This is a genomic window from Streptomyces europaeiscabiei, assembly GCF_001550375.1.
GTDB lineage: Bacteria > Actinomycetota > Actinomycetes > Streptomycetales > Streptomycetaceae > Streptomyces > Streptomyces europaeiscabiei.
This window is the reverse complement of the sequence record NZ_LRTR01000171.1, coordinates 1-23,806: the sequence shown is the minus strand read 5'-3', so window position 1 is coordinate 23,806 and position 23,806 is coordinate 1. Positions and strand designations below refer to the sequence as shown.

General features: G+C 71.8%; 14 protein-coding genes. 10 read left to right on the top strand and 4 right to left on the bottom strand.

Annotated elements, in window-relative coordinates; all coding sequences use genetic code 11:
* Nucleotides 1–305: 305 nt before the first annotated feature.
* The 4 genes from AWZ10_RS08220 (at nt 306) to moeZ (ending at nt 4,938) form a co-directional block, all read left to right on the top strand.
* Entirely contained in the window at nt 306–1,802 is a 1,497-nt protein-coding gene (locus AWZ10_RS08220) for a collagen-like domain-containing protein (protein WP_244172433.1), read from the top strand.
* Between the two features lie 197 nt (nt 1,803–1,999).
* Nucleotides 2,000–2,959 (top strand): NAD-dependent epimerase/dehydratase family protein, encoded by a 960-nt coding sequence (locus AWZ10_RS08215; RefSeq protein ID WP_060890768.1) that lies wholly within the window; start codon nt 2,000–2,002, stop codon nt 2,957–2,959.
* Complete coding sequence (locus AWZ10_RS08210) at nt 2,947–3,696, top strand: spherulation-specific family 4 protein (protein ID WP_046704465.1); 750 nt, start codon at nt 2,947–2,949, stop codon at nt 3,694–3,696. Before AWZ10_RS08215 ends, AWZ10_RS08210 begins: the two co-directional genes overlap by 13 nt.
* Before the next feature lie 63 nt (nt 3,697–3,759).
* Nucleotides 3,760–4,938 carry an adenylyltransferase/sulfurtransferase MoeZ gene (gene moeZ / locus AWZ10_RS08205; RefSeq protein ID WP_046704464.1) on the top strand — a complete coding sequence of 393 codons (1,179 nt, stop codon included), beginning with the start codon at nt 3,760–3,762 and terminating at the stop codon, nt 4,936–4,938.
* 92 nt (nt 4,939–5,030) lie between these two features.
* Here the strand turns inward: moeZ and AWZ10_RS08200 are convergent, their stop codons facing one another.
* The 3 genes from AWZ10_RS08200 to AWZ10_RS08190 form a co-directional block, all read right to left on the bottom strand.
* Complete coding sequence (locus AWZ10_RS08200) at nt 5,031–6,545, bottom strand: alpha/beta hydrolase (RefSeq protein ID WP_060890767.1); 1,515 nt, start codon at nt 6,543–6,545, stop codon at nt 5,031–5,033.
* 119 nt (nt 6,546–6,664) lie between these two features.
* On the bottom strand, nt 6,665–8,215 hold the full coding sequence (locus tag AWZ10_RS08195; RefSeq protein WP_046704462.1) for an alpha/beta hydrolase: 1,551 nt from the start codon (nt 8,213–8,215) through the stop codon (nt 6,665–6,667).
* A 126-nt stretch (nt 8,216–8,341) separates the two neighbouring features.
* Complete coding sequence (locus tag AWZ10_RS08190; protein WP_060890766.1) at nt 8,342–11,143, bottom strand: lysylphosphatidylglycerol synthase transmembrane domain-containing protein; 2,802 nt, start codon at nt 11,141–11,143, stop codon at nt 8,342–8,344.
* 185 nt (nt 11,144–11,328) lie between these two features.
* Between AWZ10_RS08190 and AWZ10_RS08185 the strand changes: the two genes are divergently transcribed.
* The 5 genes from AWZ10_RS08185 (at nt 11,329) to nudC (ending at nt 21,477) form a co-directional block, all read left to right on the top strand.
* Complete coding sequence (locus tag AWZ10_RS08185) at nt 11,329–11,694, top strand: MGMT family protein (protein ID WP_046704460.1); 366 nt, start codon at nt 11,329–11,331, stop codon at nt 11,692–11,694.
* A gap of 311 nt (nt 11,695–12,005) precedes the next feature.
* The gene (locus tag AWZ10_RS08180) at nt 12,006–15,344 is read left to right on the top strand and encodes an ATP-dependent helicase (protein WP_107417401.1); all 3,339 of its coding nucleotides are present in this window, start codon (nt 12,006–12,008) and stop codon (nt 15,342–15,344) included.
* Between the two features lie 58 nt (nt 15,345–15,402).
* Nucleotides 15,403–19,023 (top strand): ATP-dependent helicase, encoded by a 3,621-nt coding sequence (locus AWZ10_RS08175; RefSeq protein WP_060890765.1) that lies wholly within the window; start codon nt 15,403–15,405, stop codon nt 19,021–19,023.
* Between the two features lie 10 nt (nt 19,024–19,033).
* A complete protein-coding gene (locus tag AWZ10_RS08170; protein WP_046704457.1) occupies nt 19,034–20,446 on the top strand; it encodes a dipeptidase in 1,413 nt (470 codons plus the stop codon).
* 83 nt (nt 20,447–20,529) lie between these two features.
* Nucleotides 20,530–21,477 carry an NAD(+) diphosphatase gene (gene nudC, locus AWZ10_RS08165; protein ID WP_060890764.1) on the top strand — a complete coding sequence of 316 codons (948 nt, stop codon included), beginning with the start codon at nt 20,530–20,532 and terminating at the stop codon, nt 21,475–21,477.
* A 13-nt stretch (nt 21,478–21,490) separates the two neighbouring features.
* Here the strand turns inward: nudC and AWZ10_RS08160 are convergent, their stop codons facing one another.
* The gene (locus AWZ10_RS08160) at nt 21,491–21,733 is read right to left on the bottom strand and encodes a mycoredoxin (protein ID WP_046704456.1); all 243 of its coding nucleotides are present in this window, start codon (nt 21,731–21,733) and stop codon (nt 21,491–21,493) included.
* A gap of 184 nt (nt 21,734–21,917) precedes the next feature.
* Between AWZ10_RS08160 and AWZ10_RS08155 the strand changes: the two genes are divergently transcribed.
* On the top strand, nt 21,918–23,806 hold a 1,889-nt coding region (locus AWZ10_RS08155; RefSeq protein ID WP_208618465.1), incomplete at its 3' end, for an ATP-dependent helicase.

Here is a 23,806-nt window from a genome sequence, read left to right as displayed (position 1 = left end):
GCCGGGCGGCCGCACTGGGCTCTCGGCGGCACCGCGCGGGCGACGACGCCTGTGCGGGCGACGACGCCAGCGCGAGCCACGGCATCGGTGCCGGTCACGACGCCGGCTCCGGGTTCTGCTCCTGGCTCGGCGCCGGACTCTTCGCCTGACCCGGCACAGGGTCGCGCGGCCGCCCTGGCTCCGGAGGCGGCACCTGGCGCAACTGCGGCTTCGGCTGTGGCTTCGGCGTCGGATCCGGTCCGGGCCACGGAGAGGTCTCCGGGCACGGCGGCCGGGGAGCCGGTTCCTGCGGGGGAGGGGGCGCGATGAGCGAGCTGAGACTGGACGGGCTGGACGGGTTCGACGGGTTGGAGCGCTCGGACGTCATGGACCGCGTGGACGGGCTGGACCGTGCGGCAGGACTGGACCGAGTTGACCGACCCGACCGCATGGCCGGACTGGATGGGGCGGACGGGCCAGGTCGGTCGGACGGACCCGGCAGGTCGGACGGACCCGGTGGGTCGGCTGAGGCGAGCGTGTCGCGTTCGGGGGAGCGGTCCGGCGAGCGTTCGGGCGAGCCGGGCCCGGGAGGGCTGTCGGGTGAGCCCGGCGCCAAGGGTTCGCCCGGTCCGAAGCCCCTGTCGGATGCCATGACTTCGTCCGACCTCCTGGCAGCACATGACCTCGTAGCCCTGCCCGACCCGACCCTCCGCCCGGGCGCCCACGGCCCCGCCGCAGCCGCACCCAAGGCCGTCCCCCGACGCGGTGAAGTCGACCCCGTGAAGGCTCTGATGCACCGGCACCGGGCCCTCTGCGAGCGGGCGGTGGACTCCTTGGAGATCGCCGCCGGGCTGGAGGCGCACGGGGTGACCGACCGTACGGCTGCCCGCTTCCGCCACCGGGACGTCTTCTCGCTCGCCGAGGAGATGTACGCGCGTGTGTCGCGTGACGGGGAGGAATCCACGGAGCGCCAGCCGGTGCCGGGTGCGCCCGGCGCACGCGGCGGATGGGCCGTGCTGGCCCTCCTGCCGGGCGCCCTCTGCGCGGTGGCCGTCGTAGGAGTACGCCTCACCGACGGTCAACCCCGTCTCGCGGTCCTAGCCCTCGGCGCCCTCGCGGTGGCGCTCGGCCTCCGTGTGGCCCTCACCCGTGGCCCGCTGCGCGCCCCGGCCGACACGGTGGGCCGTACCCGCGCCTGGACCTGCTGGCTGATCGCATACGCCCTTCTCGGCGACGGCCTGCTCGCCGCCGCCCTCGACGGCGGCCCCCACGGGCTCTGGCCCCTGGCCGAGGCCCCCGTGCTCGCGCTCGCCCTGTCCTGCGCCCCCGCTGTCTGGTGCGCCCACCTCCTCTCACTGAGCGCCCGCCGCAAACTCGCCGCCAGCCGAGGCCTCGCGGAGTTCGCCGACTCCGTGAAGCCCCTGATTCTCGGAGTGTTCGCGCTCCACCTCTGTGCCCTGGCCGCCCTGCTCGCGCTGTGCGGCGCGATCCTGCACGAGCCAGCCGGATACGTCGGCGCGGGTGCCCTCGGCGTTCTCCTTCTGCTCGCCCGTCTCCTCACCGCGCACGGGTTCGCCCGGGCCCCGGCCGTCGCCCTCCGCGCAGCCGCTCTGACCGAGGCGCTCACGGTGGGCACGGTCTTCGCAAGCCGCCTGCCCGGCTGCTCCCTCCTGGCCGTCCCTGTCGAGACCGTCGCCGACACCTGGGGGCCCGGGGCCGTGCCCGCCCTCGTGTGCGGCACCACCGCGCTCGCCCTGCTCGTCCACGCCACCCGCACGCTGACCCGGGCCTCGGCCCACGCCCTGCCCTCCGGGGCGACCTGACCCACCTCGGACTTGCACGACGGTGGTACACCGCCGTGCAAGTCCGAGCCCGACCGATGCGCGGGACTTCCGTCCCGGGCGTCCCCTCCCGCGGGGCCGACACCGCGGGGCCCACTCATCACCCACGGCACCACCCCATAAGGAGAACGCCAGATGATCACCTCCCGAACCGGAGAACCCGCCCCGGGAGCCGCCCGATGAGGGTCCTGCTGATCGGAGCCAACGGATACCTCGGTCGCTTCGTCGCCGAACGTCTGCTCGCCGACCCGGCCGTACAACTCACCGCGCTCGGCCGTGGCGACGACGCCGACGTACGGTTCGACCTCGCCACCGGCAGCCCAGGCGCGCTCACCCGCTTCCTGGACGCCGTCCACCCCGGAGTCGTCGTCAACTGCGCCGGCGCAACCCGCGGCGGCGCCCGCGAACTCACCCGGCACAACACCGTCGCCGTCGCCACCGTCTGCGAGGCCCTGCGCCGCAGCGGCTGTGGGGCCCGCCTGGTACAGCTCGGCTGCGGCGCCGAATACGGACCCAGCCAGCCAGGCTCCTCCACCGCCGAGGACGCCGTGCCCCGCCCCGGCGGCCCGTACGGCGTGAGCAAGCTCGCCGCCACCGAGCTCGTCCTCGGCTCCGGCCTGGACGCCGTGGTCCTCCGCGTCTTCTCGCCTGCCGGACCCGGCACACCAGCCGGCTCCCCGCTCGGCCGACTCGCCGAAGCCATGCGCCGCGCCATGCAGTCCGGCGACGGCGAACTCAAACTCGGCGGGCTCGGCGTCCAGCGCGACTTCGTCGACGTCCGCGATGTCGCCCGCGCCGTCCACGCCGCCTCGCTCTCCGCGGCCCAGGGTGTGATCAACATCGGCTCGGGTCGCGCCGTGCGTCTCCGCGACGCCGCGGCCGTCCTCGCCCGCGTGGCCGGCTACGGCGGCGCCCTCCACGAACTCGACGCCCCAACCGGCCCCCTCAGGCCCACCATCGGCCACCCCCGCCCCGAACCGGACCACGCGGCCCCCGTCTCCTACCCCTACCCGGACGGCTGCGGCAGCTGGCAGCAGGCCGACGTCCGCACCGCCCGCGACCGGCTCGGCTGGCGGCCCCGGATCAACCTCGAGGAGTCCCTCGCCGACATCTGGATGGAGGCGGCGTGCCGTATCTGACCCCCGCCCCGTCCGGCATCGCGAGCACCGGCCTGAGCCTCGGCTTCGGCATCCCCGGCTATGCGCACCCCCTCGTCGCCCCACTCGAATGGGGCGAACTCACCCGCCCCGGAACCCCCCTGCACTGGGTCGTCCTGAACGTCTCCGACGGTCCCGGCAGCCGCCCCGACCCTCACTGCCTGGAAGCCGCCGGACGGCTGCGGAACGCGGGCGTCCGCGTCCTCGGCCACCTGGACGTGACCTACGGGGCGCGCGCCTACGCCGAAATCGCCTCCGACGCGCGCCGCTATCTCGACTGGTACCGGATCGACGGCTTCCTCCTGGACCGCTGTCCCACCGAGCGCAGCGCCCTGCCCGAGACCGCCCGCACGGTCACCGCGCTCCGCGCGCTCCTCGGCGGCGGTCACATCGTCCTCGGTCACGGCACCCATCCGCATCCCGGGTATGCCGAGACCGCCGACCAACTGGTGACCTTCTCCGGGCCCTGGAACGACTACCGCTGGTCGCAGGTGGCCGAGTGGACCGCCGACCATCCGCCCGAGCGCTTCTGCCACTTCGTCCACGGTGTCCCGCGCGGCCATCTCGACGAGGCGCTGCGCATCGCCCGCTGGCAGGGCGCCGCCACGATCTACTTCACCGACCGCACGGACCGCGGCGGCCGGACCGACCCCTGGGAGACGATGCCCGGCTACTGGGACGACATCGTCTCGCTGATTGGAACGGGTGTCTCGGAATGAAAGAGGGCGTGGCAGTGTTACGGGGAGAACAACTGTAGTGATTGACCGACCAACGGAGTCCCCGTGTCGCTGCCACCCCTGGTCGAGCCCGCTTCCGAGCTCACCGTAGACGAGGTTCGCAGGTACTCCCGCCACCTGATCATCCCCGACGTGGGGATGGACGGGCAGAAGCGGCTGAAGAACGCCAAGGTGCTCTGCGTGGGCGCCGGCGGCCTGGGCTCGCCGGCGCTGATGTACCTGGCCGCGGCGGGCGTCGGGACGCTCGGCATCGTGGAGTTCGACGAGGTCGACGAGTCGAACCTGCAGCGCCAGATCATTCACAGCCAGGCCGACATCGGCCGTTCCAAGGCCGCGTCCGCGCGCGACTCCGTTCTTGGCATCAACCCGTACGTGAACGTGATCCTCCACGAAGAGCGGCTCGAGGCCGAGAACGTGAAGGAGATCTTCAGCCAGTACGACCTGATCGTCGACGGCACGGACAACTTCGCGACCCGCTACCTGGTCAACGACGCGGCCGTGCTGCTGAACAAGCCGTACGTCTGGGGCTCGATCTACCGCTTCGACGGCCAGGCCTCGGTCTTCTGGGCCGAGCACGGCCCCTGCTACCGCTGCCTCTACCCGGAGCCCCCGCCGCCGGGCATGGTCCCCTCCTGCGCCGAGGGTGGCGTCCTCGGGGTGCTGTGCGCGTCCATCGGTTCCATCCAGGTCAACGAGGCCATCAAGCTCCTCGCGGGCATCGGTGAGCCGCTCGTCGGCCGCCTGATGATCTACGACGCCCTGGAGATGCAGTACCGCCAGGTCAAGGTCCGCAAGGACCCGAACTGCGCGGTCTGCGGCGAGAACCCCACCGTCACCGAGCTCATCGACTACGAGGCCTTCTGCGGCGTCGTCTCCGAGGAGGCCCAGGAGGCGGCCGCCGGCTCGACGATCACTCCCAAGCAGCTCAAGGAGTGGATCGACGACGGCGAGAACATCGAGATCATCGATGTCCGCGAGATCAACGAGTACGAGATCGTCTCCATCCCGGGCGCCAAGCTGATCCCGAAGAACGAGTTCCTCATGGGCACCGCCCTGGAGGCCCTCCCGCAGGACAAGAAGATCGTCCTGCACTGCAAGACGGGCGTCCGCAGTGCGGAAGTCCTCGCGGTCCTGAAGTCGGCGGGCTTCGCCGACGCGGTGCACGTCGGCGGCGGCGTGATCGGCTGGGTCCACCAGATCGAGCCGAACAAGCCGGTCTACTAGGCACACGCCTTCCAGGGAGGGGCTCGGCGCCACGGGTGCCGGGCCCCTCACCGCTGCCGCTCCCGTCGGCGCGAGTCGGCGGTCGTGGCGGTCTACGTGCAGACCTTGCCGTTCTTCGGCACCGTCCCGTCCAGCAGATACGCGTTCACAGTCGAGTCGACACAGCTGCTGCCGCTGCCGAACGCGCCATGGCCCTCGCCCTTCCAGGTGAGCATCACACCGACACCTTCGCCCAGTTCCCCGGCCATCTTCTGCGCCCCCTCGTAGGGCGTCGCCGGGTCGCCGGTGTTGCCCACCACGAGGGCGGGCGCCGATCCCGGTGCGCTCACCTCCGGCGAGTCCGTCAGGCCCGGCACCGGCCAGTCGTGGCACCAGCCCGCGGTGTCCCAGCCCAGGAACTCGCCGAAGACGGGCGAGATCTCCCGGAACTCGGGCAGCAGCTTCTTCGTCTCCTCCGGACTCGGCCGCTGCTTCTGATCCAGGCACGATATGACCCGTTGGGAGTGGGTCGTGGTGCCGTAGCGGCCCGAGGGATCACGCTCGTTGTATCCGTCGGCCAGTGCGAGCAGCTCGGTGCCGTCGCCGTCCTCGGCCGCGTCGAGCGCACTGGTCAGCGTGGGCCAGCTCTGCTCGCTGTAGAGCGGCAGGACGATACCGGTGGTCGCCAGTGTCTGGGTGAGCTCGCGGCCGGACGTCGTCGCCAGCGGCTCGGCGTCGATCCGCTCCAGCAGGTCCTCGATCTTCCGGGTGCCCTCCTCGGGGTCCTGGCCCGTGGACTTCAGGTAGTTGTCGAGAGCGCGCTGGAAGCCCAGGGCCTGGTTCTTCGCGTGGCCCACCGTGTCGGCGGTCGGGTCGACCACCGCGTCCAGGACCAGGTGTCCCACGTTCTTGGGGAACAGGTGGGCGTAGACCCCGCCGAGCTCGGTGCCGTAGGAGATGCCGAAGTAGTGCGTCTTCTCGTCGCCGAGGGCCTGGCGCATGAGGTCCATGTCGCGGGCGGTCTCGGTGGTCGACACATGCGACAGCAGCTTGCCCGCGGCCTTCTCGCAGCCCGCGCCGAAGGCGGCCGCGTCCTCGAAGAAGGCCGTCTCCTCGGTCACGTCGTCCGGTGTGGCGTCCACCGACTCGCCCGCCTGGATCTCCTTGTCGCTTCGGCAGCGCACGCCCTCGCTCCCGGCCACCCCGCGCGGGTCCCAGCTCACCAGGTCGTACCGCTCGTGCAGTTCGCTCGTGAGTCCCGCGTACGACGGCAGCGTGGACACGCCGGAGCCGCCGGGCCCGCCGAAGTTGAACAGGAGGGAGCCGATACGTTCGTCGGCGTCGCCGGTCGCCCTGCTGCGGATCAGCGCGAGCCCGATCGTCCCGTCGTCCGGGTTCGCGTAGTCCAGCGGCACCTTCAGCGTCGCGCACTGCCAGTCGTCGCCCGGTGCCGGGCCCTTTGAAGTCGCCTTGCAGCGCCCCCAGCCGAGCTTCTGGGGCGCCGGTGAAGAGGCCGATGCCTTTCCGTCGTCCGCCTCGTCACCCGCCCCGTCGTCACTGGCGCCGCTACAGCCGGCGATCAGTAGCACGGCAGCGGCCACAGCCGCCCCCCGTGAAAATCGCGCCATGCGTACGTCCCCCCTCTCGCGAGACCGTCCACCGGATGTCCCGAATGGCGGTCATGCCATGGTATGCGGATTGCGGTGAATGCCGAGATCGCCTGTGGATAACTTTCTGACCTGCATGTTTATGAGCAGACCGTGCCGGCTTTCGGCACCCTCCCACTCAGCAGATAGCCGTCCACGGCCGTCTGCACACACACGTTCCCGCTGTTGTACGCACCGTGCCCCTGGCCCTTGTACGTCAGCTCGATCCCGACGCCCGCCCCGAGCGCCTCCACCATTTTCCGCGCGCCCGCGTACGGTGTGGCCGGGTCGCCCGTGTTGCCGATGACGAGGATCGGCGCCGAGCCCGGGGCGCGCACGTCGGGATGGTCGGCCGCGCCGGCGACGGCCCAGTCGGTGCAGGTGAGCATCTGCCAGGCGAGCCATTCGCCGAAGACGGGCGAGGCCGCCCGGAACTCGGCCAGCTTCGCCTCCACGTCCTGTGTGGTGTAGCGCGGCTTGTCGTCCGCGCAGTTGATGGAGACGTTCGCCGCGGTGGCGTTGCTGTACTCGCCGTTCTCGCTGCGCCCGTTCATCGAGTCGGACAGCAGCATCAGCAGGCTGCCGTCCCCGTCGTACGCCAACTGGAGGCCCTCCGTCAGATACGGCCAGAGGTCCTTGGAGTACAGGGCCTGGGCGATCCCGTTCGTGGCCGAGGACTGGGTCAGGTCGCGGCGGAACGTTCCCGTGATCGGCCTGGCGTCGAGGTCGTCGAGCAGCTTGGTGATCCGGTTCTTGACGTCCTGCTCGGTGTCGCCGACCGGGCAGTCCTCCTCTTTCGACACGCAGTCCCGTGCGTAGTTGTCGAGCGCCAGTTGGAACCCCTTGGCCTGTCCGAGCGAGCCCTGCTCGTCCGTCTGTGTCGGGTCGACGACCGCGTCGAACACCGCCCGTCCCACGTTCTTGGGGAACAGATGGGCGTAGACGCCGCCGAGTTCGGTGCCGTAGGAGATGCCGAAGTAGTGGAGCTTGTCGTCGCCGAGGACCTGCCGCATGAGGTCCAGGTCGCGGGCCGCGTCCGTGGTGCGGACGTGGGGGAGGGTCTTGCCGGAGTTCTTCTCGCAGGCGGAGTTGAACGCCTTCGTGTGGTCGAGGAACTCCGTCCGCTCGGCCGCGTCGTCCGGTGTCCCGTCCTGTTGGAAGTACTCGTCGAGTTCCTCGTCGTCCTCGCACTGGATGCCTGCGCTGCGGCCGACGCCACGCGGATCGAAGCTCACCAGGTCGTAGCGGGTGCGCAGTTTCGCGTAGTCCGCACCGGAGGAGGGGAGCGCCGTGACGCCCGAGCCGCCGGGGCCGCCGAAGTTGAAGACGAGCGAGCCGATGCGCTGGTCGGCGGCGCCGCTGGCCTTGGCCCGGATCAGCGCGATGGGGATGGTGTCGCCCTTGGGCTCGTCCCAGTCGAGGGGCGCCCGCATGGTCGCGCACTGCCAGACGTCGCCGTCCGGCAGCGGCGAGGGCGCGGCGCCGCCGCCCTCGGATTCGGACGGTGCCTCGCAGGTCTCCCAGCTCGGCTTCTGGGAGGTCAGGTCCTCGTCGTCCCCCTTGGCGTCGTCGCCACAGCCGGCCGCCGACAGAGACAGCAGGAAAGCGATCGCGGTCACGGCGACGGCACGCGGCCGGGGCGAGATGGGCATGCACCCATCCTGGAGGTGCCCGGGTCGACGCGCTCGGGGCACGGTCCGTGCGGGTGAGACACGAGGATGCCACCGCGCGCGCGGGCCGCGTGAGTGCGGAACGGGGTCCCGCGCGCGTGATCCTGCCTAGAGCGCGCCCTTCCGTGACAGGTGGTTGAAGGCCAGCCATCCCGGCAGCACCGGCAGCCACAGGGTCAGCAGGCGGAACAGCAGCACCGCGGGCGCGGCGACCTCCTTGGGGAGGCCGACGGCGATCAGACCCACAGTCAGGGTGGCCTCGACCGCGCCCACACCGCCCGGGGTCGGCGCCGCGGAACCCAGCGCGTTGCCGGCGAGGAAGACCACGGCGACGCTGGCGATGCTGATGGAGACGTCCTCGTTGCCGAAGGCGCGGATCGAGGCGTCCAGACACATCACGAAGCAGCCGGTGAGGAGCAGCATGCCGCCGATGCCGGTGACCAGCTTCTGAGGCCGCTGCAGCACATCGAGCATGCGCGGCACCACACCGGCGAAGAGCGACCGCACGCGCGTGACGACGAACTTGCGCAGGAACGGGATCGACGTCACCACCAGGACGAGCACCGCGACTGTCAACAGGCCCGCGATGACGGTGCGGGACGGCGACAGGGACGGCGTCTTCTCGGTGCCGGTCAGATAACCGAAGGCGAGCAGCATCAGGATGTGGCAGCCGAGTCCGAAGAGCTGCGACGCGCCGACACTCGCCACCGCGAGCCCCGGCCGCACCCCCGCACGCTGCAGGAAGCGTGTGTTGAGTGCCACACCCCCGACCGCCGCCGGCGCCACGATCTTCACGAACGAGCCGGCGACCTGCGCCCCGATCGTCCGCAGGAACGGCACCCGCTCCGGTACGAAGCCCAGCAGGCTCATCGCCGCCGCGACGTAGCTGAGCGCGGAGAAGAACACCGCCGCGGCGACCCAGCCCCACTCGGCGTTCTCGATGAGCAGCCCGAACTCGATGTGGGTGAGCTGGGTCAGCAGGAAGTACGCGCCGATCGCGCCGGCGATGAGACTGATCAGAGTGCGCGGCTTGACCCGCTCCAGCCGGGCCGGTTCGACCGGTGCCTGAGGCCTGATCAGCAGCACCTGGTGGCGGATCTGGGTGAGCAGGTCCTCCTCGCGGGCCTCCTCCAGGGCCTCGTCGATCGCCCGCTTCTCGGCCCGCTGCTCGGCCCGTACGGCCTTCTTGTCGGCCTTGCCGGGCTCGGCGGCCCTGACGTGCTCCTCCGCGCGGGCCTGCTTGGCCAGGTGGGACGCCTCCAGGACCGCCTCGCGCTCGCGTTCGGCGCGCTCGCGGGCCAGTCTGCGCAGAGTCGCGCGCGTGGAGCGCGAGAGCGCGATGGGCTGCAGCATCGGCAGACAGCCGGCCACCGCGTCGGGGCCGAGCACGCTCACCGCCGAGGCCACCGCGCGTTCGGCGCCCACACGCAGGCCCAATGTCGTCAGTAGCTGGGAGACGTCCATGCGGAGCACCAGGTCGCCGGCCGCGATCTCGCCGACCCGCAGATCGGTCAGGATCACCGTGCCGGAACGATCCACCAGAACGGCGTCGCCCACGAGCCTGCGGTGGGCGATGCGCCGCGACTGCAGTGCCTTCACCTGGTGCCAGGTGTCCGACATCAGCTCGTCGGTGACCTCGTCGTCCGCCAGGGAGTCCAGGGTGCGGCCGCCGGTGTGCTCGTAGACGAGCATCACGGCGTCCGGTCCGAGTTCGGAGGTCGCGATCAGTTTGGGCGCGTTGGCGCCGGCCGCGATGGCCGCGTACGCGAGGAGGGCCTCCTGTTCCAGCGCCTGGCGCAGTGACTGGAGGCTGCGGCGCGTGGTGATGCCGCGCAGCGTCAGCCGCCGCCAGACGCGGTAGAAGAAGCCCTGCGCCTGCTGCTCCCGGTCGACGACGGTGACGTCCAGAGGCGGGCCGTCCTCCAGAGTCACGAAGTACCGGCGGCCCCGGTCCCCGCCCTCCGCGGTGTCCGGCATCTCCTCGCGGGCCGCACTCACCGGCTTGAATCCGACCCGCCTGAGGCCGGCCATCAAGGTCCGGCCGGTCGGGCGCACGTTCGGGGATCCGACCGCGTACAGCGTTCCGTAGGCGACGGTCCAGCCGATCAGTACCGTCAGGATGATCGAGAACGGTGTCGTGTAGCCGGTGACCAGCATCGAGAAGGCGTCCAGCAACAGCACGATCCACAGCACGGCGCGCCAGCGAGGTCTGCGTGACATGCCGACGGCGGTCATGTACGCGATGACCGGCGCGAGATAGCCGTGCACGGGGTCGGTGAGGGCGTGGATGTCGCCGGGTGAGGGCTGGGTGAGAGCTTCCTGGATCGAGTCCGGGGCAGCCCTGGCGACCCACAGGTCGGTCGCCAGCGTCACTCCGTGTGCCAGGACCGCCGCGAGCACGCCGTCGGCGATGCGCAGTCCGTCCCGCTTGATCAGCCGTTCGATCGCGAAGGCGACCGGCACCAGCAGGATCGCGATGCTCGACCCGAGGCCCGCGAGCTTGATCAGAAGATCGGGCGCCTGCCCCGTGCCCTTGTTGATGTCCTGTTCGAGCCCGGAGGTGGTGCCGTGGGCGAACGCGGCGATCGCCAGCAGGACGATGATCCCGAGGATGCCGACGGCCAGCCGCATGAGGTCGGAAGGACGGTGCACGCGCGCGGGGAGCAACGGTTCGTCGCCCTCGACCTCCTCGGCGTGAGCCTCCTCGAGGTCGTCCTCGTCGCGCTCCTCCTGCCGCTTCTCGTTCTCGTGCCTCATGGGGGAGTCTGTTTCGGCCGCGGGCGGGGTGGTGCCGGGTGTCTTTTCCGAGACGTTTTCGGTGCCCTTGTCGCCTTCCTCGGCGGTGTCCGGGCGCGACGAGGCGCCAGAGGTGCCCGCCGCGTCATCGGGGTGCACGCTCTGCTGCTTCATCGTCTCTTCTTGGTCTCGTATCACCAGTCACCGCCCGCACGATGGTGGCATGCCCGGTGGGCACACAGGGGCATCAGGGTGCAATGCGGGGGCGCACAGTCTGCCCGAAGACCGCCCCCGGGGCGAGGGACGCACGCGTCGGCCACCACGTCCCATTGTCGGTGGGTTGGGGCAGGATGGGGCGGATGAGCGAGGAGAGCCTTCCGGTGGACGCCCTGCCGGAGTACGCGGAGAGGGTCCTCGAGGTCACCGACCTGATTCCGCCAGGACGGGTCATGACATACGGGGACGTCGCCGAATGGCTGGGGGAGGGCGGCCCACGCCAGGTGGGCCGCGTGATGGCCCTCTACGGAGGCGCGGTCGCGTGGTGGCGGGTCGTCCGCGCCGACGGCGTCCTGCTGCCCGGCCACGAACTGAGAGCCCTGGACCACTATCGCAGGGAGGGCACCCCCCTGCGGGAGGCGAGCCGCACCACCGAGGGCCATGTTCCGCGCGTCGACATGAGACGGGCGCGCTGGGACGGCGGCGAACGTGCGGAGGGTCACACCTGACAGAACCCGGTGTCCGACGGATCCCGGTGCGACTCCTGGTCCGTACGGGGGAAGCGGGGCACGTCGGTGGCATGCCGTACGTTCGAGGGGCGAGGGACGCACGTGCCGCGCGAGCCGGGTGGGAACAAGGGGAAGCCCTGCTTCCGCGCCACCGGTCGGCGTAGCGTCGGCTGAACGTGTCCCTCTCACCCCGCGGCCACCGCTCTCGACGAGCGGCGGGCCTCGCACCCGTTTCCCGACCACCACCCCTTCACGACGGCGCACCGCGTCGGCAGTGACATCACGCACACCCACCAGGACCGGCGAACCACGTGAGCTCCTCTTTCTCCACCAGGCGCCTGTCGCACCCCCAGGTGCGACAGGGGAGCCGTGGCGCTTACCGACTGGTGCGTACCCCGCCGGCCCGAAGGGACCCCCCTCGTCTGGACGCCGAGCAGCGCGGCGTGGTTGACCACAGGGCCGGTCCCCTGCTCGTCCTCGCAGGTCCGGGCACCGGCAAGACGACCACCCTCGTCGAGTCCGTGGCGGCCCGCGTGGCCCGGGGGGCCGACCCCGCGCGCGTGCTCGTCCTGACCTTCAGCCGCAAGGCGGCCGTGGAGCTGCGCGACCGGATGGCGCTGCGCATGGGCGCCTCGCGCAGCCCGCAGGCCACCACCTTCCACTCGTTCTGCTACGCCCTGATCCGTGCCCACCAGGACAGCGACCTGTTCGTCGAACCACTGCGGCTGCTGTCCGGCCCCGAACAGGACGTGGCGGTCCGTGAACTGCTCGCGGGCCAGCCCGACCTGGAGCGCCTGGGCCTCGCACATGTGCGCTGGCCGGACGAGCTGCGCGCCTGCCTGACCACACGCGGGTTCGCCGACGAGGTCCGCGCGGTCCTCGCCCGCAGCCGCGAACTGGGCCTGGCCCCCGAGGACCTGCGGACCTTCGCCACGCGCATCGGCCGCCCGGACTGGCTCGCGGCCTCCGCCTTCCTCGCCGAGTACCTCGACGTCCTCGACCTGCAAGGAGTGCTCGACTACGCGGAACTGGTCCACCGGGCCGTGCTCCTCGCCGACCGCCCCGGCGTCGCCGAGCGGCTGGCCGCCCAGTACGACGCGGTCTACGTCGACGAGTACCAGGACACCGACCCGGCCCAGGTAAGGCTCCTCAGGGCCCTCGCGGGCGGCGGCCGCACCCTGGTGGCGCTCGGCGACCCGGACCAGTCGATCTACACCTTCCGGGGTGCCGACGTGAACGGCATCCTGGAGTTCCCGGCGGTCTTCCCGCGCGCGGACGGTCGCCAGGCGCCGGTCGCGGTCCTCAGGAACTCCCGCCGCTCGGGAGCGGACCTGCTCGCCGCAACCCGTCTGCTCACGCAGCGCATGCCGCTCACCCGCCTCCCCGCCGAGAAGGTACGGGCCCACCGCGAGCTCAGGCCCGTGCAGGACGGGGGGCGTGTCGAGGTCTACACGTACCCGACGTCGGGCACCGAGCTGGACAACATCGCGGACGTCCTGCGGCGGGCCCACCTCGAGGACGGCGTCCCCTGGAGCGAGATGGCCGTCCTGGTGCGCGCCGGCGCCCGCACGATCCCCTCGATCCGGCGCGCCCTCACCGCCGCGGGCGTCCCTCTGGAGATCGACGGCGACGACCTGCCCCTGCGCCACGAACCGGCCGTACAGCCTCTTCTGACGGCGCTGCGGACGGTGGCACGGGCGGAGCTGGGAGAGGCGGCCCCGGCAGCCTCGACCCAGGAGTCCGACGACTCGTCCGACGGCCCCGGGGCGCAGCCCTCGTGGCTGGGCACCGAGACCGCGCTCAACCTCCTCGCCTCCCCCCTCGCGGGCATGGACACCGCCGATCTGCGACGTCTTGGCCGCGCGCTGCGCGAGGAGGAGCGGGCCGGCGGCAACCCCGTACCGCCGCCCTCGGACGAGCTGCTGGCACGCGCGCTGGCGGAGCCCGAGCGACTGGTGGCGCACGACCCGGTGTACGCGCGGGGAGCGCAACGCCTGGGCGCGCTGCTGCGGAAGGCCCGCGAGCGCCTTGCGGGCGGCGGTACTGCCGAGGAAGCGCTGTGGGACCTGTGGGACGGCACACCGTGGCCCAGGCGCCTGGAGCGGTCCGCCCGGCGCGGTGGCGCGGCCGGGCGCAACGCGGACCGTGACCTCGACGCCGTGTGCGCGCTGTTCGCCACGGCGGCGCGCGCGGAGGAGCGCACCGGCGGCCTCGGCGCCCTCAACTTCCTGGCCGAGATCGAAGCCGAGGACATCGCCGCCGACACGCTCACCGGACGGGCCCTGCGTCCCGACGCCGTCCGCCTGATGACCGCGCACCGCTCCAAGGGACTCCAATGGCGCCTGGTCGTCGTCGCCGGTGTCCAGGAGGGCCTGTGGCCGGACCTGCGCCGTCGCGGCTCGCTCCTGGAGGCCGACCGCATCGGCCGCGACGGCCTCGCGGAGCCGCTCACGCCGGGCGCGCTGCTGGCGGAGGAGCGACGCCTCTTCTACGTGGCCGCCACGCGCGCGCGTGAACGCCTCGTGGTCACCGCGGTGAAGGCACCCGCCGACGACGGCGACCAGCCCTCCCGCTTCCTCGCCGAACTCGGCGTCGAGCCCAAGGACGTCACCGGCCGCCCCCGCCGCCCACTGTCCGTGCCCTCCCTCGTCGCCGAACTGCGCGCCACGACGGTGGACCCGCGTGTGTCGGACCCCCTCCGCGAAGCCGCGGCCCTGCGCCTGGCCCGGCTGGCCGCGCTGAGCGACGAGGACGGCCGCCCGCTGGTGCCGTCGGCGCACCCGTACCGCTGGTGGGGCATGTTCGAGCCCACCGAGAGCAAGGTGCCGCTCAGGGACCGCGACCAGCCCGTCGTGCTGTCCGGCAGCGCCCTCGACCAGCTCGCCAACACCTGCTCCCTGCAGTGGTTCCTGGGCCGCGAGGTGAAGGCCGACGCCCCCGCGACCGCCGCCCAGGGCTTCGGCAACGTCGTCCACGTCCTCGCCGACGAGGTTGCCTCCGGCCGGACCCCTGCCGACCTCGACGTCCTCATGGAGCGCCTCGACTCCGTGTGGAACGCGCTCGCCTTCGACGCGCCCTGGAAGTCGGAGCAGGAGAAGCAGCACGCGCGCGTGGCGCTCGAACGCTTCCTGAAGTGGCACGTCATGGACCGCACGGGGCGTGCCCCGGTGGCCAGCGAGCACGACTTCGACGTCACCCTCGAAGCAGGCGACTACGAGGTGCGCATCCGGGGCTCCATGGACCGGGTCGAGGCCGACACCGAGGGCCGCGCGTACGTCGTCGACTTCAAGACGGGCAAACAGGCCGTGAGTTCCGCCGAGGTGACCCGTCACCCCCAGCTCGCCGTGTACCAGCTCGCGGTGCGTGAGGGGGCCGTCGACGAGTCCTTCGGCGGCGTACGCCCCGAACCGGGCGGCGCCGAACTCGTCCAGCTGCGACAGGGCGCCGCCAAGAAGAACGGCGGCGAGACCGTCCCCAAGGTGCAGGCCCAGGAACCTCTGGAGGGGGAGTGGGTGGGGGACCTCCTGGCCACGGCCGCGGGCAAGGTCCTGGACGAACGCTTCTCCCCGACCGCGGGACAACACTGTGCACACTGCGCTTTCCGGGCATCGTGCAGCGCCCGGCCCGAGGGCCGTCACGTGGTCGAGTGAGACCGCCCGCGGGGTGACCCGGCATCCGCTGTCAGTGCCCGGCGCTAGCCTCTCTGGAATGTCCGCCCGTATCAGCGATCCCGAGCAGCTCAAGGAGCTCCTCGGCATCCCGTTCACCCCGGAGCAGACGGCCTGCATCATCGCGCCGCCCGCCCCGCAGGTGATCGTGGCCGGAGCCGGGTCGGGCAAGACCACGGTGATGGCCGCGCGCGTGGTGTGGCTGGTCGGCACCGGACAGGTCGCCCCCGAACAGGTGCTCGGCCTGACGTTCACCAACAAGGCGGCGGGCGAACTCGCCGAGCGCGTGCGCAAGGCCCTGGTGAAGGCGGGCATCACCGACCCGGACGTGATCGACCCGGACAACCCGCCGGGCGAGCCGGTCATCTCCACGTACCACGCCTTCGCGGGCCGCCTCCTGACCGACCACGGTCTGCGCATCGGTCTGGAACCCGCCTCCCGGCTCCTCGCCGACGCCACCCGCTACCAGCTCGCCGCACGCGTGCTCCGGGAGTCCCCCGGGCCGTACCCGGCACTGACCCGCTCCTTCCCGGACCTGGTCAGCGACCTGTTGACCCTCGACTCCGAACTCGCCGAGCACCTCGTACGACCGGAGGACCTGCGCGCCTACGACGCCGAACTGCTGCGCGAACTGGAGGGCGTGAAGCTCACCAACGCGGACCTCCGCAAGGTCCCCGAGGCCGCAGCCGCCCGGCGTGAACTCACCGAACTGGTGGGTCGCTACCGGGCAGCCAAGCGCGAGCGGGATCTTCTCGACTTCGGTGACCAGATCGCCCTGTCCGCCGGCCTCGCCAGGCTTCCCGAAGTGGGACGCATCCTGCGGGACGAGTTCCGGGTCGTCCTGCTCGACGAGTACCAGGACACCTCGGTGGCCCAACGCGTCCTGCTGGCAGGCCTGTTCGGTGGCGGCACCGGCCACCCCGTGACCGCGGTCGGCGACCCCTGCCAGGCCATCTACGGCTGGCGCGGTGCCTCCGTCGCCAACCTCGACGACTTCCCCGAGCACTTCGCCCACCCCGACGGCCGCCGCGCGACCCGCCAGTCGCTCAGTGAGAACCGCCGCAGCGGCGGGCGCCTCCTCGACCTGGCCAACGGCCTCGCGGAACCCCTGCGGGCCATGCACGCGGGCGTGGAGGCCCTGCGGCCCGCCCCCGGCGCCGAACGCGACGGTGTGGTCCGCTGCGCCCTGCTGAACACCCACGCCGAGGAACGCGACTGGATCGCCGACTCGATCGCCCACCTCGTGCGCACCGGCAAGGAACCCGGCGAGATCGCGGTCCTGTGCCGTACGGCCACCGACTTCGCCGAGATCCAGGGCGCGCTCGTCGCCCGTGACATCCCGGTCGAGGTCGTCGGCCTCTCCGGACTGCTCCACCTCCCCGAGGTCGCCGACCTCGTCGCCGTCTGCGAGGTCCTCCAGGATCCCGGCGCCAACGCCTCCCTGGTCCGCCTCCTCACCGGCCCGCGCTGGCGGATCGGCCCGCGCGACCTCGCCCTCCTCGGGCGCCGGGCCAGGCTGCTCGTGTCCCACGCGCGCGTGGACGGCGACGACGACCCGGACCGTCGGCTCGCCGCCGCCGTCGAGGGCGTCGACCCGTCCGAGGTGATCTCGCTGGCGGACGCCCTGGACACGTTCCTGGAGCTGCCGCTCGAAGCCGAGAAGGAGGACGACGGGCTGCCGTTCTCGCCGGACGCGCGCGTCCGGTTCGCCCGGCTCGCCGCCGAACTGCGCGACCTGCGCCGCTCACTCGCCGACCCGCTCATGGACGTCCTCCACCGGGTGCTCGCCGTGACCGGACTGGAGGTGGAACTCTCCGCGTCACCCCACGCGCTCGCCGCCCGCCGCCGCGAAACCCTGTCGAACTTCCTGGACACCGCCGCCTCGTTCGCCGCCAACAGCGCCGGCGAGGCCAGCCTGCTGGCCTTTCTCGGCTTCCTGCGCACGGCCGCCCAGTACGAGAAGGGCCTCGACAACGCCCTGCCGGGTGGTGAGAACACCGTCAAGGTGCTCACCGCCCACAGGTCCAAGGGCCTGGAGTGGGACGTCGTCGCCGTCCCCGGCCTGGTCACCGGCACCTTTCCCAGCACTCAGGGCCGCGAGAAGTGGACGGCGCAGGGCAAGGTCCTGCCGCACGAGCTGCGCGGCGACACCGACACCCTTCCCGATGTCGAGGCCTGGGACGCGCGCGGCCTGAAGGCCTTCCAGGAAGCCATGAAGGACCACCAGCACACAGAGGAACTCCGCCTCGGCTACGTCACGTTCACCCGCCCCCGGTCCCTGCTCCTCGGGTCCGGCCACTGGTGGGGCCCGTCCCAGAAGCGCCCGCGCGGGCCGTCCGACTTCCTCATGGCCCTCCACGACCACTGCGTCGCCGGACACGGCGAGATCGAGGCCTGGGCCGACCGCCCCGAGGACGACGCCGAGAACCCCGCCCTCCACGAGACAGCAACCGACCACGCCTGGCCCCTCCCGCTCGACGGCACGGCGCTGCTGCGCCGCCGCGCCGCCGCCGCGACCGTCCTGGCACACCTGGAGAGGGCCGCATCGCACGAGGACACACAGCGGGGCGCCGCCCACGACACGGATCCCCACTCCTGCGACCACCCGGACTGGCCACCTCCACCGGACGACGAAGAAGCCCTCTACGAGGACGACGCCTTCCCGGACGACATCCCACACGAGGACGAGGGCCTCCCCGCCGGCGTCTTTGGGGGTCCCCACGACGAGGACACCGGCGACTGGGACTCCTGGTCCTCGGACCGCCCCGCGCGGGCCGCCCACGCGCGCGCGGAGCACTCCGCGCAGGACGAGCGCGCGCCTGCCGTGCCGCACGCCCGCAGACACCCCGCCGCGCCCGGCCTCAGCCCCGAGGAGGCGCGCACCGTCGCCTCATGGGACCGCGACCTGGACGCCCTCACCGGAGAACTCACGCGGGCCCGCGCGAAGGTCACCGACGTACCCCTGCCCGCGTCGCTGACCGCCTCGCAGCTGATGCGTCTGTCCGCCGATCCGGACGGCTTCGCGCAGGAGCTCGCCCGCCCCATGCCACGCCCCCCGCAGCCCGCGGCGCGTCGCGGCACCCGTTTCCACGCCTGGGTCGAGGCCCGCTTCGAAGAGCTGCGACTGCCCATGCTGGAGCCTGAGGAGCTGCCCGGCAGCGACGCCGAGATCGCCGACGAGCTGGACCTGGAGGCCCTCAAGGAAGCCTTCGAACGCACCCCGTACGCGCACCGCACGCCTCACCGCGTCGAGGAACCCTTCCAGCTCGGCATCGCCGGACGTGTCGTACGCGGCCGTATCGACGCCGTCTACCGGGAGAGAGACGGCGACGGGACGACGACGTACGAGATCGTCGACTGGAAGACCAGCCGCACCCGCACCGCCGACCCGCTCCAGCTCGCCATCTACCGGCTCGCCTGGGCCGAGCAGCAGGGCGTGCCCCTGGAATCGGTCGGGGCGGCGTTCCTGTACGTCCGCACGGGGGACGTCGTACGGCCCGAGGGCCTCCCCGGCCGGGACGCACTGGAGCGGCTGCTCCTGGAGGAGCCCGGCGCCGACGGGAGATCCGATTCGGACACAGAGGGGCGGGAGACGTCGGCGCGCGGGGCTCGGACGGTCACGGACGAACCGCCGGACGAGCATGTCGGTGCGGGCCGATAGGCTCGTGAGCATGAGCCAGCCCGTTGACAGCGACGTCAGCGTCGTCCGCACGTACATCGAGAACCACCGTGCCGCCTTCCTCGACGACCTCGTGGAGTGGTTGCGCATCCCGTCGGTGTCGGCCCAGCCCGAGCATGCGACGGACGTACGGCGCAGCGCCGACTGGCTGGCCGCCAAGCTCAAGGAGACCGGCTTCCCCACCGCCGAGGTCTGGGAGACGCCGGGCGCCCCCGCCGTCTTCGCGGAATGGCCCTCCGCGGACGCCGACGCCCCCACGGTCCTTGTCTACGGGCACCACGACGTGCAGCCCGCGGCCCTTGCGGACGGCTGGGAGACCGAGCCGTTCGAACCGGTGATCCGCGGAAACCGTCTCCACGCGCGCGGGGCGGCCGACGACAAGGGGCAGGTGTTCTTCCACACACTGGGTGTCCGCGCCCACCTCGCAGCCACCGGCCGGAGTGCCCCCGCCGTCCACCTGAAGATGCTGATCGAGGGCGAGGAGGAGTCCGGCTCCCCGAACTTCCGGGCCCTCGTCGAGGAACACACCGAGCGGCTCGCCGCCGACGTGGTCGTCGTCTCCGACACCGGCATGTGGGCCGAGGACACCCCCACCGTGTGCACCGGCATGCGCGGCCTGGCCGAGTGCGAGATCGAGCTGCGCGGTCCCGACCAGGACATTCACTCCGGCTCCTTCGGCGGTGCCGTACCGAACCCGGCCACCGAGGTCGCCCGCCTCGTCGCAGCCCTGCATGACGACCACGCGCGCGTGGCGATACCCGGCTTCTACGACGGCATCACCGAACTCACCGACCGCGAGCGCGAGCTCTTCGCCGAACTGCCCTTCGACGAGGAGCGGTGGCTGCGCACGGCCAGGTCGACGGCGGCACACGGCGAATCCGGACACACCACCCTGGAGCGCGTCTGGGCCCGCCCGACCGCCGAGGTCAACGGCATCGGCGGCGGCTACCAGGGCGCGGGCAGCAAGACGATCATCCCGTCCTCGGCCATGGTGAAGCTGTCCTTCCGCCTGGTCGCCGGGCAGGACCCGGACCACATCCAGAAGGCTGTCACCGCCTGGGCCGCCGAGCGGATCCCCGCCGGTATCCGCTACGAGATCACGTTCAGCGGATCCACCCGCCCCTGCCTGACACCTCTGGACCACCCGGCCCTGCGATCGCTCGTACGGGCCATGGGCCGCGCGTTCCAGCAGCCGGTCCGCTACACGCGAGAGGGCGGCTCCGGTCCCGCCGCCGACCTCCAGGAAGTCCTCGACGCACCCGTGCTCTTCCTGGGCATCTCCGTCCCCTCCGACGGCTGGCACGCACCCGACGAGAAGGTCGAACTCGATCTGCTCCTCAAAGGCGTCGAGACCAGCGCGTACCTCTGGGGCGAACTGGCCCGAAGCCCCCGCGAGGCACACTGAAGAAGGCCCCGCGCACCCCAGCCGGCCCGCCCGCCGAACCACCCGCCCAATCATCCGTTTCACCGGGGGAGTTGGAAGCACCCGTGACCACCTGGACCGACCACACCGCCGACCGACCCATCGCGCTCACCGCCCCCAGCGGCATCGACCGGGCAGCCCACCATCGGCTCGACGAGGCCTGGCTCGCTGCGGCGTGGAGCCACCCCACGACCCGCTGCTTCGTGGTCTCCGGCGGTCAGGTCCTCATCGACGAGACCTCGGACGGCACCACCGAACTCGTCACGACCCCCTCCTTCGAGGCCCCGCTCACCGAGGCGCACCGCTACTTCCTGGGCACCGACGCCGACGGTGTGAGCTATTTCGCACTCCAGAAGGACGCGCTGCCCGGCCGCATGGACCAGTCCGCCCGCCCGGCAGGACTGCGCGAGGCGGGCATGCTGCTGTCGCCGCGTGACACAGGCCTCATGGTCCACGCGGTCGGCCTGGAGAACTGGCAGCGCACCCACCGCTTCTGCTCCCGCTGCGGCGAGCGCACGGTCATCGCGGCGGCCGGCCACATCCGCCGCTGCCAGGCCTGTGGCGCCGAGCACTACCCGCGCACCGACCCTGCGGTGATCATGGCCGTCACGGACGAAGAGGACCGCATCCTGCTCGGCCGCCAGATGCACTGGCCCGAGGGCCGCTTCTCCACCCTGGCGGGCTTCGTCGAGCCCGGCGAGTCCATCGAGCAGTCCGTGCGGCGCGAGGTCCACGAGGAGGTCGGCATCAGCGTCGGCCAGGTCGAGTACATCGCCAGCCAGCCCTGGCCCTTCCCCTCCAGCCTCATGCTGGGCTTCATGGCCCGCGCAACCTCGACCACCGTGAACGTCGACGGCGACGAGATCCACGAGGCCCGCTGGTTCTCCCGGGAAGAGCTGCGGGCCGCGTTCGAGTCCGGAGAGGTCCTGCCCCCCTACGGCATCTCGATCGCGGCCCGACTGATCGAACTCTGGTACGGCAAGCCCCTGCCGACGCGAAGTCACATCGGCTAGGACTCGTCCGCGGCTACGCGCCTATCTTCTGCTTGACCTGCGCCAGCGAGGGGTTCGTGAGCGTCGAACCGTCCGGGAAGAGGACGGTGGGCACCGTCTGGTTCCCACCGTTCGCCTTCTCCACGAAGGCGGCGGAGTCCGGGTCGTGCTCGATGTTGATCTCGTTGTACGTGATGCCCTCGCGCTCCATCTGGCTCTTCAGCCGACGGCAGTAGCCGCACCACGTGGTGCTGTACATCGTCACAGTGCCCGGCATGTCCCTGGCGCTCCTTCACACTCTGAGGGGTCGTGCTCGCAGTGAGTGGAACGTACGCGACAGGCCCGCCATTCCCATACGCGGGTGGCGTCCACCACCGCAGCCGGTACGTCCGCTCGCACCGGAACGCAGAGTGCGTGCCGCACCCTGCTGCGGGGCGCCTGCCGCATTAGTACGACTGCGGGTGCCTGCCTGTGGACAACTTGCTCAGCCGTCTCCGGCGACCTGGCAGCATGGCCATGTGACAGCAGCAACGCACTCCACCCTCTTCCCGCGGGTCCCCGACTCGGCCGACGCGGTGCTCGAAGGGCTCGACCCCGAGCAGCGCGCGGTGGCGACCGCCCTGCACGGTCCGGTGTGCGTGCTGGCGGGCGCCGGCACGGGCAAGACCCGGGCGATCACCCACCGGATCGCCTACGGCGTGCGTGCCGGGATCCTCCAGCCCGCCAGTGTGCTGGCCGTCACCTTCACCGCCCGCGCCGCCGGAGAGATGCGTGGCCGCCTTCGCCAGCTCGGCGCCGCCGGAGTCCAGGCCCGCACGTTCCACTCGGCCGCGCTGCGTCAGCTCCAGTACTTCTGGCCGAAGGCCGTCGGCGGCGGCATGCCACGCATCGTCGACCGTAAGATCCAGATCGTCGCGGACGCGGCCGCCGCCTGCCGCATCCGTCTCGATCGCAACGAACTCCGCGACGCCACCGCCGAGATCGAGTGGTCCAAGGTCACCCGGACCGTGCCCTCCGACTACGCCGCCGCGACCGCCAAGCACGGCCGCGACGCCCCCCGCGACCCGGCCGAGATCGCCCAGATCTACGCGACGTACGAGGACCTGAAGCGCGAGCGGGCCGTCATCGACTTCGAAGACGTCCTCCTGCTCACCGTCGGCATCCTCCAGGACCGCCACGACATCGCCGAACAGGTCCGCTCCCAGTACCAGCACTTCGTGGTCGACGAGTACCAGGACGTCAGTCCCCTCCAGCAGTGCCTCCTGGAGCTGTGGCTGGGGGAGCGGGACGACCTGTGCGTCGTGGGCGACGCCAGCCAGACGATCTATTCGTTCACTGGTGCAACTCCCGACCATCTGCTCGACTTTCGCCACCGCCACCCCGGGGCCACCGTCGTCAAGCTCGTCCGTGACTACCGCTCCACCCCGCAGGTCGTCCACCTCGCCAACGGCCTGCTCTCCCAGGCCCGCGGCCGCGCCGCCGACCACCGACTCGAGCTGATCTCCCAACGCCCAGCGGGCCCCGAGCCCCGCTACACCGAATACACGGACGAGCCCGCCGAGGCCGAGGGCGCCGCCCGCCGGATCCGGGACCTCATCGCCTCCGGCGTCCCCGCCGGCGAGATCGCCATCCTGTTCCGGACGAACTCCCAGTCCGAGACCTTCGAACAGGCGCTCGCGGACACCGGCGTGCCCTACCAGCTGCGCGGCGCGGAACGGTTCTTCGACCGTCCCGAGGTGCGTAAGGCGGGGGCCGCGCTGAGAGCCGCCGCCCGCTTCGGCGGCAACGACACCCTCCTTGAGGACGCCGTCGACCTTCCCTCACTGGTACGGGCCGTGCTGTCCGGCGAGGGGTGGACCAGTGAACCGCCGGCGGGCTCCGGCGCGGTCAGGGAACGCTGGGAATCCCTGGCGGCCCTGGTGAGCCTGGCCCACGACTTCGCCGCGGCCAAGCCCGACGCCACGCTCGGCGACCTGGTGGCGGAACTCGACGAACGGGCGAACGCCCAGCACGCCCCGACCGTCCAGGGCGTCACCCTCGCCTCGCTGCACTCCGCGAAGGGGCTGGAGTGGGACGTCGTCTTCCTGGTCGGTGTCGCCGAGGGCATGATGCCGATCTCCTATGCGAAAACGGACGAACAGATCGAGGAGGAAAGACGACTCCTCTATGTGGGCGTCACTCGCGCGCGCGACCAGCTCTCGGTCTCCTGGGCCCTGTCCCGCTCGCCCGGCGGCCGGCCCAACCGCCGCCCCAGCCGCTTCCTGAACGGCCTGCGCCCCGGATCCACCGCGACGCCGGGCCGGACCGGTACGGGCGGCTCAGGCGGCGTCGAACTGGGCTCGGGGGGCGG